The sequence below is a fragment of the Pseudomonas sp. CBS genome, from assembly GCF_024734645.1.
Lineage (GTDB): Bacteria > Pseudomonadota > Gammaproteobacteria > Pseudomonadales > Pseudomonadaceae > Aquipseudomonas.
On record NZ_CP102929.1, the window covers coordinates 2,670,552 to 2,685,362 of the forward strand.

Here is a 14,811-nt window from a genome sequence, read left to right on the forward strand (position 1 = left end):
AATGAGTGAAACCGAATAGCGGTGCTGCGTCCTGCGCCAGTTCAGCATCGGCGACGACGAGCGAGTGATCGGCATTCTAACGACAGGCCGGAAGCCGATATTTCCTCAATGCGACAACAATTTACAGAAGCACCGAGAAAGCGGTTCCAGCACATTGACAGCCTCTTGATTTTATGCAGAGGCAAAAGATATTAAACCTGTTAACGCTGCAAGTTGCGGGCCTATTATTCGCAAACCCTTCTAGCACGGCAAGTGTAGCGTTTGATCTAATTTTTCAGGGCGTCTAAGACGCGGGTTTTCGGGGCAACGGCGTAGCACTTTGCCTCATGTTTGGGCATGAGGTTACACATTTGCTGGGTTCGGTAACATTCAGAAATATCCCACCACACAATCCGATATTTATTGGCCTTGTGTAAGTCGCCCCACCGGATGACCAGCCTTGGAATGCAATCTAAATGTGGGAGCGGGCTTGCTCGCGAAGGCGGCGTGTCAGCCAGCACATCACCCACTGATACACCGCCTTCGCGAGCAAGCCCGCTCCCACATGGGTTATAGGTCGCCTGTCCGATCGCACAAAAAAGCCCCACCAGGCCTACGCCGGATGGGGCTTTGTCCCACAAACCGCCTTACGCGACGTTCATGGTCTTGTGCGTCTCGATGAGATGCGCCACCACACTTGGATCCGCCAGGGTGGAGATATCCCCCAACCCGTCGTATTCGGCGGTGGCAATCTTGCGCAGGATCCGGCGCATGATTTTCCCCGAACGGGTCTTCGGCAAGCCCGGTGCCCACTGGATCACATCCGGTGAAGCAATCGGCCCGATCTCTTTACGCACCCAGTTTTTCAGCTCCAGGCGCAGCGCTTCATTCGGCTCTTCGCCGTTTTTCAGCGTGACATACACATAGATGCCCTGGCCCTTGATGTCGTGGGGCACCCCCACCACTGCCGCTTCGGCGACTTTCGGGTGAGCAACCATGGCGCTTTCAATCTCGGCGGTGCCCATGCGGTGGCCGGACACGTTCAACACGTCGTCCACCCGACCGGTGATCCAGTAGTAGCCATCCTCGTCACGACGCGCCCCGTCACCGGTGAAATACATGCCACGGAAGGTCTTGAAGTAGGTGTCCACAAACCGGTCATGGTCGCCGTACAGGGTACGTGCCTGGCCCGGCCACGAATCCAGGATCACCAGGTTACCCTCGGCCACACCTTCAATCAGGTTGCCGAGGTTATCCACCAGCGCCGGCACCACGCCAAAGAACGGACGTGCCGCCGAACCCGGCTTCAGTGCATGGGCGCCCGGCAGCGGGCTCATCATGTTGCCGCCGGTCTCGGTCTGCCACCAAGTGTCCACGATCGGGCAACGGGATTGGCCGACGTTCTTGTAGTACCAGTCCCACGCTTCCGGGTTAATCGGCTCACCCACCGAACCCAGCAGGCGCAAGCTGCTGCCATCGGCGCCTTCGCAGGCAGCGGTGCCGGAAGCCATCATGGCGCGGATCGCGGTCGGTGCGGTGTAGAGGATGTTCACTTTGTGCTTGTCGACGATCTTCGCCACCCGGGTGATGTCCGGATAGTTCGGCACGCCTTCGAACATCAGCGTGGTTGCGCCGTTGGCCAGTGGGCCATAGACGATATAGGTGTGACCGGTGACCCAGCCAACATCGGCGGTGCACCAGTAGATTTCGCCCGGGCGGTAGTCGAACACGCGCTCGTGGGTCAGGGCTGCGTACAACAGGTAGCCGCCGGTGGTGTGCTGCACGCCCTTCGGCTTGCCGGTGGAGCCGGAGGTGTAAAGGATGAACAGCGCTTCTTCGGCGCCCATCTCTTTCGGCGCACACACGGTGCCCGCCACTTTCATCAGGTCTTCGTACCAGATGTCGCGATGCTGGTTCCACTTGATGTTGCCGCCGGTGCGCTTGCACACGATGACTTTCTGGATGCTGCTGGTTTCCGGGTTGGTCAGGGCGTCGTCGACGTTGGCCTTCAGGGAAATCTTCTTGCCGGCACGAATGCCTTCGTCGGCGGTGATCACCACCTTGGATTTGCAGTCGATGATTCGACCCGCCAGGGCCTCTGGCGAGAACCCGCCAAACACCACCGAGTGAATCGCACCGATCCGGGCACAGGCCAGCATGGCGACCGCAGCTTCGGGAATCATCGGCATATAGATAGTCACCACGTCGCCGCGGTGCACATCCTGGCCGCGCAGGGCGTTGGCGAACTTGCAGACTTCTTCATGCAGCTCGCGGTAGGTGATGGTGCGACTTTCGGCAGGGTCGTCGCCCTCCCAGATGATTGCCGGCTGGTCGCCACGCTCGGCGAGGTGGCGGTCCAGGCAGTTGTAGGAAACGTTGAGGGTGCCGTCGGCAAACCACTTGATGTCGACATGGTGATCGTCGAAGGAGGTCTGCTTCACCGTGGTGAAAGGCTTGATCCAGTCCAGGCGCTTGGCTTGCTCGCGCCAGAAACCGTCGGGGTTGACCACCGACTGCTGGTACATGGCCTTGTAGGTCGCCTCATCGGTCAGCGTATTGGCTGCTACTTCGGGGCGAACGGGGTACAGAGAAGCCGCACTCATCTTTCTTACCTCGGTGACATAGTTGTTGTTGTATGACCCTGTTGTAGCCGGGCCGGACCTATAGAACCATTCGACGATGGTAGTAACAAGCCCCTACAAATTGCCCACCTATCCCCCTGCGGCGCTCTGGCCCGTGGCCTGTGGCGCTTTGCAGGTTTCTGAAAAAACCTTCATTTCGGGATTGTTACAAAAACCACCAATAGTGTTTATCAAAAGCACGGGTATATGAATATAACTCGGACGCCTAAAATCAACCTCGCCATCAAGGCACTGTGATTAACAACGTAACAGCCCCCACGAAGGCAACGTTAATCCGAACTTCCCAATCAAGTTACACACGTGGCCTCACAAGGGCCCCGTGACCCCTTTCGACCGCCAAAAGGTAAATAGTCAAATGAAAGCGTTATTAGTTATGGCCCTTAGCAGCTTGTGCGCCACCGCCGCCCTGGCCGACGAAGCCCCGACTGACGTAGCCAGCCAGAGCACCCCGATTGTTGAGGATTACACTTACAGCACCCATCTGGACGTCGCCAAAGTAGTGTCCATGAGTGAAGTCCCGGATGTATGCAAAGTTGTACCGGTAAAAATGGAATATGAAGACTCACAAGGTCAGCGTCATATTCTTCAATATCAGGTCATGGGTAACGGTTGCTCTAACGGATAATAACTTCGTTAGTTTGAACTGAACCTGATCTTATTCGCCGCAAGAAATCGTTCTTGCGGCAAAGAGCCGGCTTATCCCCTACCGCTTGAATCGAATGCTACGATTGTGGCGCCGCCACCTCACCTGCAAGGCAGGATGCATTCATGCGAGCCAGTTTCGAAAAAATCCCCACCGAGGCGAACACCTCCTGGACCCTGCTGAACAGGCGTCTACCGGAGGCGATTCCGTTTGAATGGCATCACCATCCCGAATACGAACTGACCCTGACCCTCAACAGCCGCGGGCACCGCTATATCAGCAACGATGTGGCGCTCTACGATGATGGCGACCTGGTGCTGGTGGGCCCGAACGTGCCCCATAGCTGGTCTTCCGCCGAGCTGATCGACCCCACCAAACCGCACATTGCCCTGGTCATCTGGTTTTCCGAGGCCTGGGCGGATTCGCTGGTGCAGCTGTTTCCGGAGATGGGGTCGACGCGCGCGCTCTTGGCTGCTGCGCGACAGGCGTTGAGTTTCAGTGATGCTACGTCCCGGGCGCTGCGCCCGGTGATCGAAGCCATGGTCGAGCAAGACGCTTCCCAGCGACTGATCTCGTTGCTCACCGTGCTCAACACATTGTCCCGGGATATCGCCGCGCAGCGCATCGCGACGGAAAACGCCGCTCCTCACATCGTTGAAGACGCGCGCATCCGCCGCGTTCTGGACTACCTGCACGGCCGCTATGCGCAACCTGTCGGCATTTCCGAGCTGGCGCAAATGGCCTGCGTCAGCGTTTCAGCCTTCCATCGCATGTTCCGCAAACACACACGCTGCACGGCGCTGGACTACATCGTCCGGCTACGCATCGGACATGCCTGCGCTTTATTGATGCAGGGCAACCTGGCGGTCAGCGCGATTTCCGAACAGGTCGGCTATGCCTCCCAGGCGCTGTTCAATCGGCAGTTCAAGGCGCACAAGGGCATGACGCCGTCACAGTTTCGGCTTCAACACGGGCATCACTTTCAATAAGCCGATTCTTCTATACGCCTTACAACAAACGCCACAATCGTACTGCTCAACGCGCCAAATCAGGCTGCCGCCGCGGCGGGCCGGGGTGATTCCATACCTGTATGCACAACAACAAGACAGGTCACCCCATGAGCAACTACCACACCTTCGAATGTGCCGAGCTGCCGGACGACTACAAGCGCAGCATCGTCGCGATGAAAAAGGCCCTGCGCGCGCAGATCGGCGATGTGCCTGGGCTGTTTGCCGAGGTCAGCGAGTTCATCAGGGCTGAAATCGCCTCGATCAAGGCCCAGCAGTCCGCCTGGCCCGAACTCGACTTTGAAACCATCGCCAACGGCCAGGTCACCGAAGCACAACGGGCAATCATCAAGCGCCGGGGCTGCCTGGTGATCCGCAACCACTTCCCTAGGGAACAGGTGCTGGGGTGGGACAAGAGCCTGCTGGACTACCTCGACCACAACCATTTCGACGAGGTGTATCGCGGCCCGGCTGACAACTTCTTCGGCAACCTCGAAGCCTCACGCCCGGAAATATTCCCGATCTATTGGTCCGACGCCCAGATGCAACTGCGCCAACACGAGCGCATGGGCGCCGCGCAGTCGTTCCTGAATCGCCTGTGGACCTACAATTCCCAAGGCCGGCAATGGTTCGACCCGGACATCAATGCGCTATACCCCGACCGCGTCCGCCGCCGCCCACCGGGCACCACTTCCAAAGGGCTTGGCCCGCACACCGACTCGGGGGCTCTGGAACGCTGGCTGCACCCGGCCTACCTCAAGGTGTTCGACAAGATCTACCGCAACGACTTCAAGTCCTACGACCCCTGGGACGCCGCCCATCGCACCGAAGTCGATGAATACGCCTACAAGGACACGGTGAAATGCTCGGCCTTCCGCACCTTCCAGGGCTGGACCGCACTGTGCGACATGCAGGCCGACCAGGGCGTGCTGCATACCTTGCCGATCCCCAAAGCCATGGCCTACATGCTGCTGCGCCCATTGCTGGACGACGTCCCCGAAGATGAATTGTGCGGCGTTGCGCCGGGCAAGGTGCTGCCGGTTTCAGAGAAATGGCACCCGCTGCTGGTCCAGGGCATGACCCCGATTCCGGACGTACAGGCCGGCGATTCGGTGTGGTGGCACTGCGACGTGATCCACAGCGTCGCCCCCGTCGAAAACCAACAGGGCTGGGGCAACGTGATGTACGTGCCCGCCGCGCCCATGTGCCCGAAAAACCTGCGGTACGCCAAGGATGTGCTCAGGGCGTTCGAGCAAGGGGTTTCGCCGGATGACTTCGCCCGTGAGGACTACGAGAAGGACTGGAAAGACCGCTTCATGACGCCGCAACTGAACACCCTCGGCCGCAAAGGGCTGGGGCTGGAATAAGCACCGCTCCCCAAAACAACAAAAAGGGTTATCCCACATGAAAATACCCCATCGCCTTGCCGTTGCCCTCTCCCTCGCCAGCCTTTGCACGTTCGCCGCTCACGCAGCCGACAGCAAAGGCACTGTTGAAGTCGTCCACTACTGGACCTCGGGCGGGGAAGCCAAGTCTGTACAGGTGCTGCAACAACTGATCGAGAAAGACGGCTTCATCTGGCAAAACAGTGCCGTGGCCGGCGGCGGTGGCGCTGCTGCCATGACCGTCCTCAAGAGCCGCGCCGTCTCCGGCAACCCGCCCTCTGCCGCGCAGATCAAAGCTCCGGACATTCAGGAGTGGGGCAAGCTGGGCCTGCTGACCAGCGTCGACAACGTCGCCAAGGCCAATCACTGGGACAGCCTGCTGCCCGAAAGCATTGCGCAACTGATGAAGTTCGACGACCACTACGTCGCCGTACCGCTCAACATCCACCGCATCAACTGGTTATGGATCAACCCCGAGGTGCTCAAGAAAGCCGGCGTGTCCAAAGCCCCGGCCACCCTGGAAGAACTCTACGCCGCCGGCGACAAACTCAAGGCCGCCGGCTTCATCGCCATCGCCCACGGCGGCCAACCCTGGCAGGACACCACCGTATTTGAAGGCCTGGTGCTCAGCATCCTAGGCGCCGATGGCTTCCAGAAAGCCTTTATCGACAACGACGAAGCCACCTTCACCGGCCCCAAAATGACCGAAGTCTTTGTCGCGCTGCGCAAGCTGAAGACCTACATGGACCCCAACGGCGCAGGCCAGGACTGGAACATGGAAACCGCCAAAGTCATCAATGGCCAGGCCGGCATGCAAATCATGGGGGACTGGGCCAAGAGTGAGTGGACCGCGGCGGGTAAAAAAGCCGGGGCCGATTATGAATGCGTGCCCTTCCCCGGCTCACAAGGCATTTATAGCTACACCATCGACTCACTGGCCATGTTCAAACCGTCCAGTAAAAATGATACGCCGGGCAACAACGCGGCTCGCGACGACCTGGCCAAGATCGCCCTGGAGCCGCAATTCCAGAGCGTGTTCAACCAGAACAAAGGCTCCATTCCGGTGATCAAGGGCCTGGACATGAGCCAGTTCGACAGCTGTGCCCAGGCTTCCGCCAAGGACTTCGCCGAAGCCGAGAACGCCGGCACGCTGGAGCCGAGCATGGCCTTCAACATGTCCACGTCCCAGGCGGTGCAAGGGGCGGTGTTTGATGTGGTCAGCAACTTCATGAGCAATAAAGACGCGGACCCCGCCAAGGCTGGCAAGCAGATGTTTGCCAGCATCAAAGCCGCAGCCCAGTAACCCCCCGCGACCCGTTCTTGCGCCAAACGGCGCAAGAACTTCCAGACCGAATCTGCCCCAGTTCGGCGCGCTGAAACAAACGCCTACCGCCCGTCAAAAAAATCCAAGCCAGGCAAAGCCTTGTAAACCCGGACCTTGGCTGCAAACACCACCATTTTGGCCGCTCACCGAGACCATCCGCCGCAACACAAAGTCGAATTTTTCCCTATAATGCGCGGGTAAATCGGGCCTGCAATATCCCTTTACACTGGGATGAAGAGCCAGACCTGAGGCCCCCGCTGGAGCCAGCAAGCATTGCTCCGCCCCTCAAGCCTCAAGCAGAACACCCGTAACCCTGATTCCGTTTAATGCGTGCGCTAGCTGCAACAAACGATTCCTTAAGATCCACCGCGGCCTATGGGCCGTGTGAACACCCCACCATCCGGTTTCACACGGGCACCTTAGAGCCCTCACGCAGGAGACGACACGTCATGCTGAGCTGGGACGAATTCGACAAAGAAGAAGACGGCGAAGTAGTTGCCAAAGGCGCCAACGCCGGCCACGCCACCGAAGCCAACATGGACCGCCTCGACGGTGCCGGCGCTGCTGCCGCCATCGAAGCCCGCGCCGTCACCGCCAATGACTCCGCCGCCATCGTGCGCGCCAAGGCCGCCCTCGACAAACTCGACGTCGCCGAAGGCCTCGCCGAGCTCGAAGGCTCCGCCGCCCGCGTCGCCGTTGACGAAAAGCGCATGATCAACTGCCGCGCCGACCTCAACCAACTCGTACCTTTCAAGTACGACTGGGCCTGGCAGAAATACCTCGACGGCTGCGCCAACCACTGGATGCCGCAAGAGGTCAACATGACCGCCGACATCGCCCTGTGGAAAACCCCAGAAGGCCTGACCGACGACGAGCGCCGCATCGTGATGCGCAACCTCGGCTTCTTCTCCACCGCCGACTCCCTGGTTGCCAACAACCTGGTATTGGCCGTGTACCGCCTGATCACCAACCCGGAGTGCCGCCAGTACATCCTGCGCCAGGCCTTCGAAGAAGCGATCCACACCCACGCCTACCAGTACTGCATCGAATCGCTGGCCATGGATGAAGGCGAGATCTTCAACATGTACCACGAGATTCCATCGGTCGCGAAGAAAGCGGCTTGGGGCTTGAAGTACACCCGTTCGATCTCCGATCCGAAGTTCGAAACCGGCACCGTTGAGACTGATAAAGAGCTGCTGCGTAACCTGGTCGCGTACTACTGCGTCCTGGAAGGCATCTTCTTCTACTGCGGCTTCACCCAGATCCTGTCCATGGGCCGTCGCAACAAAATGACCGGCGTGGCCGAGCAGTTCCAGTACATCCTGCGGGATGAGTCGATGCACCTGAACTTCGGCATCGATGTGATCAACCAGATCAAAATCGAAAACCCGCACTTGTGGGATGCTGAGATGAAGGAAGAAGCGACCCAGATGATCCTGCAAGGGACTCAGCTGGAGATCGAATACGCGCGTGACACCATGCCACGCGGCGTGTTGGGCATGAATGCGGCGATGATGGAGGACTACCTCAAGTTCATCGCGAACCGTCGTCTGTCGCAGATTGGTTTGAAAGAAGAATACCCAGGCACCACCAACCCGTTCCCGTGGATGAGCGAAATCATGGACTTGAAGAAAGAGAAGAATTTCTTTGAGACCCGTGTGATCGAGTATCAGACTGGTGGTGCGCTGAGCTGGGATTGATTCCTTCGCCAAGTGAAACTAGAAAGCCCTGACACGTTCAGGGCTTTTTTATGTGCTCAGCATTCGGAACAAGATTCTTCGTACGTAAAGATCATCCACCAACGGGTTGATGCGAGTTTCAATACTGAATAGCCTCGTCCGCCGGTGCCTAAGAAACGCCCAACGTAGAAGCCAGCCTCACTCACGCAGCCAAAAATCCGCCCGATCTAAATTCGTGCGCAATTCATGCTGTATTGAGGCTACGCGAGTTGGAGTTTCTTAAATCCGTCCTCTACGTTGGGCTTTGGCCCTCCCGAACACCACGTAGAGGTCATAGGAAATGCCTAGCCAATATCTGCTCGACTTGTCGGCTACTAATAAGATAGCCAAGCGCGAACCGTCTATCGCTATCGTTTTCACTCGTCATAATCTTCACCTACACGCCCTCCTTTTAGAAAACCAACCCTGGTTTTGCGCTCGTGATCTTGGGCGCTTGATGGGCTACTACCTGGATGAACGAACGACTCGCAAGCTCGATGGAGATCAACGAAGAACCATAACGCTGCTATTCCACGGTCAGCCGGAAGAAATGCTGATGATCAGCGAGTCCGGTGCTTACGCGTTGCTGGTTTATCACTACACACCGGGGAATCGACTCCTACGTGGCTGGCTCACTCATGAAGTGGTTCCAACCTTGCGAGACGAGCGTCAGTCCCAAACGGTGGAGCGGCCGCTGTTGAGCATGTTGGACTGGCCAGAGATGTCGTTGAACCTACTGCATTGGCAGGATGAGGGCTGGATACGGCTTCGGGACATGCCGTATCTGCTGGTAAATCGAACCTATCGGAAAGAGTCAGCAAAGACTCCTTGGTGGAGAAGGCTCACTCAACCATTCCGAATGAAGCAGCGATTTCTCTAACAAAGTTGCCTCCAAAATCCTACCTTCCAGTAGGAAATTTCGTAGACGCAATAATGGCTAGTCAGTATCGTCCGAGGGTTTTATACCCTCGGCGGCTGTATGGACACACAAAAAAGTAATACCGGATGGACCGATGAGGAGCTAGAAGCCTCTATCGATGCTTACTTGAAAATGTTGACGTTGGAGCTAAGTGATCAACCTTTCAAAAAATCAGCGGAGAATCGCCTATTACGTGAGGGCATCTTGAGACTGCGGAGTGCTTCGTCCATTGAGTACCGCATGCAGAATATTTCTGCGGTGCTTGAGCAGCTAGGATTACGACGCATCACCGGGTACATGCCCGCCAGGAATATCGGCGCTGGCGTCAGTGAACGTATTCGCTCGGTGCTGGCAACTAAAGCTTGTCTGCATGCAGATATTAAGGCCGCGACTGCTGATGACGCCGTACTGGAAACCCGCGCAAGCACGTTACAAAAGCTAGCGCTGACAAACCCGCCACAAGGGATTTTGAATCCACAACAAGTGAATACAACCAGCAATTCGTTTGTGCGTGATCCAGAGGTACGTGCTTGGGTTCGGCAGCACGCAGCAGGTATTTGCGAAGGTTGTGGGGAACCGGCGCCGTTCACACTGGACAGTGGCCTGCCGTTTCTCGAAGTACACCATGTTAAGCATTTGGCACAGGGTGGCTCGGACCGCACCAGCAATGCAGTGGCGCTTTGCCCGAATTGCCATCAACGTTGTCATCGGTCGAGTGAGCGAGATATTTTTACCAAGGGGCTCTACTCGAAAATCACTAGGTTAGTGAGCGAGTGATTCCTTGCATCGTGACGCCAACCCCTTGGATAGTTGCTGCTATGCCTTGTCGGCACTTGAGCAGCATTCTTATTAAGAACACTGCCTAATCTGCTTCATTGCCACCCACTCGTTCAAAACCAATAAAGGTCACTAATCAAAACCACCACCGAAGCTCTCTCTCGATGGGCCATGCAAAAACATGAATATAACCGCAGAAAAAAGCAATCCACTCGATGAACGGATATTCTAAAATTATGTCCGGCCTATATCCCAACACGGGAAAAACTTGAAGCTTCATAATAAAAAAATAGATCATCGCAAAAAAAAGATTAAACGCGACGCAAATGATGAACCTTATCCCGTACCATTCCCACAAATGCGCTCCGGAGAATCGTATTCTCAAAGTGAAAGCACAAAGCAATCCCCATAATGCAAACAATGGAAACGTCATAACAAACCAAACGGTCAATTCCAGTCTCCATTTTTACGCGAAAACCACCACTTGACCTTTCTCCCCACCGGAATAGCCATCGCATGGGCAAAAACACAGAAAAACGTAAACCAACCTACAAAAATACAATCATAGAAAATATCTGGACGATAACCCAACAACCAAAACTCGTCATACTTGATCATTTTTATATACATAGTAATGAATATTGAATTTACAAGAACCCCAACATAGATCTTTACCTCATTAATATTAACACCCGATAGTTTTGCCTTCAGATAAAAAGCAAAACAGACACCGAGAATTTCCAAAATCAAAATGAGCAAACACATTACTCTCTCGCATCATCGAGCAATTGATCCAGAGTCAGAGCACCGGCCCCTATCTCAGCAGCCCTTGAGCCAGGTCCCTTTTTTGATACCCCCTCATGTAGTCAGTACGGATATATCTAAATAAGCGCCAAGTGTCAGGTTTCAATCCCTGCACCTGTCGCAAATTGGAGAGCCCACGCGATAACCCCAACACCTTTCCTCCCCACCTCCAGAGACTGATTCATCAGGTTTTTTGTTCGTTCTTTATTTCCAGCAAACCTTGATCAACACTCTTCTTGCCTTCTTCAACATCCCTGACAATACTCCGCGCGCAATAAGCCACTTCCCGATTGAACTGCAACCTGACAATTCCATCTTTAATATGGCGAACACTTATCGTGCAGGCCTGATTAGTCAAGTACGCACCCGCCTGACTAACCATCCAGATATCGTGAAACGTCGGATTCTGTTTTTTTTCAATAGTCACCGATCCGCCTCCCAAGTGCTGAAACCACTTGTTCCCGCTTGGTGGTGGGTCCAGATAATTTCCCGGTATTGAAGCGCAACATGCTCTTGTGCCGCAGCATCAATATGCAAAACAGAATGCGGCACGTCGACGGTGAGGTCAGTAATGATGCAACCTCGAATATCGACGCTGAAGTACTTTTCGTGCCAGCCCGTCTGGGCAATACGGTAAAAATTGATGACACAGTTGAGCTCTTCCCTATTGGAAAGCGCTACCGCCAGTAAAGGAGACGACTTGTCGATGTTTTTGGTAATAGTAATCTGGCCGTGACTCGATGCCCTGACGTTTCCGCGGTTGGCCATATTGTGGTGGAAGGACAGCACCAATATCTCGTCGCGGTGCCCGTCCTGGCACTTGTTGCCTATAGAGTCCTGGGTCGAACAGCTTGCAGAGATGAGGCCCTGGGATTTGCCGCTGATGGTCATGTAGCCGTGGTTAGCCATAAGGTAAGCGACCTGTTGTTTTGAAGGGCACCTTACGAAAAATACAAAATAGGAAATATCGGACGCTTCGCTTTAAACAGTACGAGTTATGAGTAGGAAATTTCGCCTTCTGACGCATGCTGGATGCCGGACTTGGACCGAATCGAAGGCTATCAGCCTGCGGAGAACGGCCGAGCAGATGCTCGGACGGCCCCTCCAGTCAGTCGTCTTCTGTTTTATCGTTCAAAAACCATCGCTTCACCTTCCACTTCATTGGAAGTGCAAATGCGTGAGCCAATATCCCAATTAAAGCAATCCAATCAATAATGGGGTAATCCACCGTTATATCGGGTCTATGCCCCAAATATAAAAAATCATCATATTTTATAACATCAATGTAAGTAATCACGAAAAATCCATTAAATATCAAGCAAAAATACAGCTTTACATGATTCAGATTTTCCCCAGAAAACTTCACCTTCAACGCGTAAGCGGACCACACGCTACCCATCAAAAGAAATAAACCCAAAATTACAATCACTCATCAAGCCTTTTATATACTTGTCTACCTGTCTCATAATCGATATAAGCCTCAACTCCCAGAGCGGTACCCCCCATGGTTTTATAGGCCCTCTGTTTATCTGCTCTTATATATCTAAATAACCGCCAAGCATCAGGCTTGAGCACAAGCCTGGCAAGGCTGTAAATCGACATTCCTATATCAGCGCTACCATACGCCATGTCACCTTCACGCTCACCGTACCCAAGTGATTTCGCTGCAGCGTGATACCCACTCCTTACCGGCCCCGCTGTGTCTCCCTGCCCATCAATTAAACTGCGACCGTTCTCATACATATTATTAGCCCCATGCGCCATAATCGGGATGCCCGCCAGCACACACAGCGTTCCGACTGAGGCATAGCAAATCCCTGCGCCTGTCGCAAATTGAAGCGCCCCTGCGATAACCCCGACACCTTTCCTCGCCACCTCCATAGACTGATTCATCAGGTGTTTTTGTTCGTTCTTTATTTCCAGCAAACCTTGATCAACACTCTTCTTGCCTTCCTCGACATCCCTGACAATACTCCGAGCGTAATAAGCCACCTCCCGATTGAACTGCAACCGAACAATTCCACTTTTAATATGGCGAGCACTTATCGTACATGCCTGATTAGTCAAGTATGCACCCGCCTGACTAACCATCCAGATATCGTGAAACGTCGGATTCTGTTTTTTCTTTTCAATCGTCACCGACCCGTCTCCCAAGTGCTGAAACCACTTGTTCTAGCTTGATGGTGAGTCCAGATAATTTCCCGATATTGAAGCGCAACATGCTCTTGTGGCTCGGCGTCAATATGCAGAACAGAATGCGGCACGTCGACGGTGAGGTCGGTAATGATGCAGCCTCGAATATCGACGCTGTAGTACTTTTCGTGCCAACCCGTTTGGGCAATACGGTAAAAATTGATGACACAGTTAAGCTCTTCCCTATTGGAAAGCGCTACCGCCAGTAAAGGAGATGACTTGTCGATGTTTTTGGTAATGGCAATCGGGCCGTGACTCGATGCCCTGACGTTTCCGCGGTTGGCCATATTGTGGTGGAAGGACAGCACCATTATCTCGTCGCGATGCCCGTCCTGGCACTTGTTGCCTATGGAGTCCTGAGTCGAACAGCTTGCAGATATGAGGCCCTGGGATTTGCCGCTGATGGTCATGTAGCCGTGGTTAGCCATAAGGTAAGCGCCCTTTAGTTTTGAAGGGCACCTTACGAAAAATACAAAATAGGAAATATCGGACGCTTCGCTTTAAACGGTACGAGTCATGAGTAGGAAATTTCGCCTTATGCCGCATGCTGGATGCCGGACCGCGCGCTGGATTGGTTCGAGAAGGCCCAACCATGGACCTTGAGGTAGTAAACTGCGCCGATCAACCAGACGCGTGATTTTCGCGTCCGAGAAAACAGAGAGAGCGATCGCTCTGGCAGATCACCGTCTTCCGCCTGAACCGTGCAGACGAGTCCCTGTCAGAACACCAGATGACCCGCTCCAAATAATCGAGACCCGCCCGTGAACCCAGACATGCTCGAATCCGGCCCCTTGGATGCCAAAGTACTCTCCGTCTTTGACTTCGACGGCACCCTGACCCACCACGACAGCTTCGTGCCGTTCCTGAAGTTCGCCTTTGGTAAAGGTGAGTTCGTGCGCAGGATGGTGAAGCTGGCGGTGCCTGGCGCGCAGTTTCTGTTGCGCGTGATTAGCCGTGATGAGCTCAAGGCGCAGTTGATCCGCACCTTTATGACCGGCGTGGATAAGGCGTGGGTTCAGCAGAAAGCTGAAGCGTATTGCCAGGCCTATTGGAACAAGTTGATGCGGCCTACCGGTCTGCAATCGGTGGCCGATGAATTGAAGTCCGGGGCGGTGGTGACGTTGTGTTCGGCGTCGCCGGCGTTGGTGTTGCAGCCGTTTGCGGATCGGCTTGGGATCCGGTTGATTGGTACTGAGCTTGAAGTGGTGGACGGGGTGTTGACGGGCAAGCTCACGGGGAATAATTGCCGGTGTGAGAATAAGGTGCTTCGGCTTGAGGCGGTTTATGGGGATCTGGGGGAGTATCGGCTCAGGGCTTGGGGTGATACGCGCGGGGATCGGGAGTTGTTGGCCGCGGCGCAGGATGCGCATTTTCGGCATTTTCATGCGAAGAAGAAGCGGGCCAGGTTGCAGCGGTGATG

At 55.0% G+C, this 14,811-nt stretch carries 16 protein-coding genes; 8 read left to right on the forward strand and 8 right to left on the reverse strand.

What is annotated here, in order from left to right:
- Positions 1-626 precede the first annotated feature (626 nt).
- Positions 627-2,582: an acetate--CoA ligase gene (gene acs, locus NVB75_RS11995; protein ID WP_003214346.1), complete on the reverse strand. Its 1,956-nt coding sequence runs from the start codon at positions 2,580-2,582 to the stop codon at positions 627-629.
- A 394-nt stretch (positions 2,583-2,976) separates the two neighbouring features.
- On the opposite strand from acs, the gene NVB75_RS12000 reads away from it, so the two are divergent.
- From NVB75_RS12000 to NVB75_RS12030, 7 genes are all read left to right on the forward strand, one after another.
- On the forward strand, positions 2,977-3,246 hold the full coding sequence (locus NVB75_RS12000) for a DUF2790 domain-containing protein (protein ID WP_008435250.1): 270 nt from the start codon (positions 2,977-2,979) through the stop codon (positions 3,244-3,246).
- A 143-nt stretch (positions 3,247-3,389) separates the two neighbouring features.
- The gene (locus tag NVB75_RS12005) at positions 3,390-4,253 is read left to right on the forward strand and encodes an AraC family transcriptional regulator (RefSeq protein WP_258347262.1); all 864 of its coding nucleotides are present in this window, start codon (positions 3,390-3,392) and stop codon (positions 4,251-4,253) included.
- 128 nt (positions 4,254-4,381) lie between these two features.
- Positions 4,382-5,638 (forward strand): DUF1479 domain-containing protein, encoded by a 1,257-nt coding sequence (locus NVB75_RS12010; RefSeq protein ID WP_258347263.1) that lies wholly within the window; start codon positions 4,382-4,384, stop codon positions 5,636-5,638.
- Between the two features lie 37 nt (positions 5,639-5,675).
- Positions 5,676-6,959 carry an ABC transporter substrate-binding protein gene (locus tag NVB75_RS12015; RefSeq protein WP_258347264.1) on the forward strand — a complete coding sequence of 428 codons (1,284 nt, stop codon included), beginning with the start codon at positions 5,676-5,678 and terminating at the stop codon, positions 6,957-6,959.
- Positions 6,960-7,429: 470 nt separating this feature from the next.
- A complete protein-coding gene (locus tag NVB75_RS12020) occupies positions 7,430-8,680 on the forward strand; it encodes a ribonucleotide-diphosphate reductase subunit beta (protein WP_167663725.1) in 1,251 nt (416 codons plus the stop codon).
- Between the two features lie 319 nt (positions 8,681-8,999).
- The gene (locus tag NVB75_RS12025; protein WP_258347266.1) at positions 9,000-9,578 is read left to right on the forward strand and encodes a Bro-N domain-containing protein; all 579 of its coding nucleotides are present in this window, start codon (positions 9,000-9,002) and stop codon (positions 9,576-9,578) included.
- Positions 9,579-9,677: 99 nt separating this feature from the next.
- Positions 9,678-10,394, forward strand: coding sequence for an HNH endonuclease (locus tag NVB75_RS12030; protein WP_258347267.1), 717 nt, complete (start codon positions 9,678-9,680; stop codon positions 10,392-10,394).
- Positions 10,395-10,841: 447 nt separating this feature from the next.
- Here NVB75_RS12030 and NVB75_RS12035 read toward each other — a convergent pair whose 3' ends face one another.
- The 7 genes from NVB75_RS12035 to NVB75_RS12060 form a co-directional block, all read right to left on the reverse strand.
- Positions 10,842-11,153, reverse strand: a complete 312-nt coding sequence (locus NVB75_RS12035) for a hypothetical protein (protein WP_258347268.1) — start codon at positions 11,151-11,153, stop codon at positions 10,842-10,844.
- A 55-nt stretch (positions 11,154-11,208) separates the two neighbouring features.
- On the reverse strand, positions 11,209-11,352 hold the full coding sequence (locus tag NVB75_RS33365; RefSeq protein ID WP_375378916.1) for a DUF4225 domain-containing protein: 144 nt from the start codon (positions 11,350-11,352) through the stop codon (positions 11,209-11,211).
- A gap of 30 nt (positions 11,353-11,382) precedes the next feature.
- Positions 11,383-11,625: a hypothetical protein gene (locus NVB75_RS12040; RefSeq protein WP_258347269.1), complete on the reverse strand. Its 243-nt coding sequence runs from the start codon at positions 11,623-11,625 to the stop codon at positions 11,383-11,385.
- Positions 11,622-12,107 carry an Hcp family type VI secretion system effector gene (locus NVB75_RS12045; protein ID WP_258347270.1) on the reverse strand — a complete coding sequence of 162 codons (486 nt, stop codon included), beginning with the start codon at positions 12,105-12,107 and terminating at the stop codon, positions 11,622-11,624. The genes NVB75_RS12040 and NVB75_RS12045 overlap by 4 nt, the downstream gene beginning before the upstream one ends.
- Positions 12,108-12,306: 199 nt before the next feature.
- Positions 12,307-12,495 (reverse strand): hypothetical protein, encoded by a 189-nt coding sequence (locus NVB75_RS12050; RefSeq protein ID WP_258347271.1) that lies wholly within the window; start codon positions 12,493-12,495, stop codon positions 12,307-12,309.
- A gap of 128 nt (positions 12,496-12,623) precedes the next feature.
- Positions 12,624-13,337 carry a DUF4225 domain-containing protein gene (locus tag NVB75_RS12055; RefSeq protein WP_258347272.1) on the reverse strand — a complete coding sequence of 238 codons (714 nt, stop codon included), beginning with the start codon at positions 13,335-13,337 and terminating at the stop codon, positions 12,624-12,626.
- Positions 13,334-13,819 (reverse strand): Hcp family type VI secretion system effector, encoded by a 486-nt coding sequence (locus tag NVB75_RS12060; RefSeq protein WP_177008438.1) that lies wholly within the window; start codon positions 13,817-13,819, stop codon positions 13,334-13,336. Before NVB75_RS12060 ends, NVB75_RS12055 begins: the two co-directional genes overlap by 4 nt.
- Positions 13,820-14,164: 345 nt before the next feature.
- On the opposite strand from NVB75_RS12060, the gene NVB75_RS12065 reads away from it, so the two are divergent.
- Positions 14,165-14,809 (forward strand): HAD-IB family hydrolase, encoded by a 645-nt coding sequence (locus NVB75_RS12065; protein WP_258347274.1) that lies wholly within the window; start codon positions 14,165-14,167, stop codon positions 14,807-14,809.
- The last annotated feature ends 2 nt before the right edge of the window (positions 14,810-14,811 follow it).

Excerpts from the sequence above, each read along its gene's own strand:
- NVB75_RS12015 (WP_258347264.1), top strand. The coding sequence starts at position 5,676 with ATGAAAATACCCCATCGCCTTGCCGTTGCCCTCTCCCTCGCCAGCCTT.
- NVB75_RS12005 (WP_258347262.1), top strand. The coding sequence starts at position 3,390 with ATGCGAGCCAGTTTCGAAAAAATCCCCACCGAGGCGAACACCTCCTGG.
- NVB75_RS12065 (WP_258347274.1), top strand. The coding sequence starts at position 14,165 with ATGCTCGAATCCGGCCCCTTGGATGCCAAAGTACTCTCCGTCTTTGAC.
- NVB75_RS12030 (WP_258347267.1), top strand. The coding sequence starts at position 9,678 with ATGGACACACAAAAAAGTAATACCGGATGGACCGATGAGGAGCTAGAA.
- NVB75_RS12000 (WP_008435250.1), top strand. The coding sequence starts at position 2,977 with ATGAAAGCGTTATTAGTTATGGCCCTTAGCAGCTTGTGCGCCACCGCC.
- NVB75_RS12045 (WP_258347270.1), bottom strand. The coding sequence starts at position 12,107 with ATGGCTAACCACGGCTACATGACCATCAGCGGCAAATCCCAGGGCCTC.
- NVB75_RS12060 (WP_177008438.1), bottom strand. The coding sequence starts at position 13,819 with ATGGCTAACCACGGCTACATGACCATCAGCGGCAAATCCCAGGGCCTC.
- NVB75_RS12025 (WP_258347266.1), top strand. The coding sequence starts at position 9,000 with ATGCCTAGCCAATATCTGCTCGACTTGTCGGCTACTAATAAGATAGCC.
- NVB75_RS12010 (WP_258347263.1), top strand. The coding sequence starts at position 4,382 with ATGAGCAACTACCACACCTTCGAATGTGCCGAGCTGCCGGACGACTAC.
- NVB75_RS12020 (WP_167663725.1), top strand. The coding sequence starts at position 7,430 with ATGCTGAGCTGGGACGAATTCGACAAAGAAGAAGACGGCGAAGTAGTT.
- acs (WP_003214346.1), bottom strand. The coding sequence starts at position 2,582 with ATGAGTGCGGCTTCTCTGTACCCCGTTCGCCCCGAAGTAGCAGCCAAT.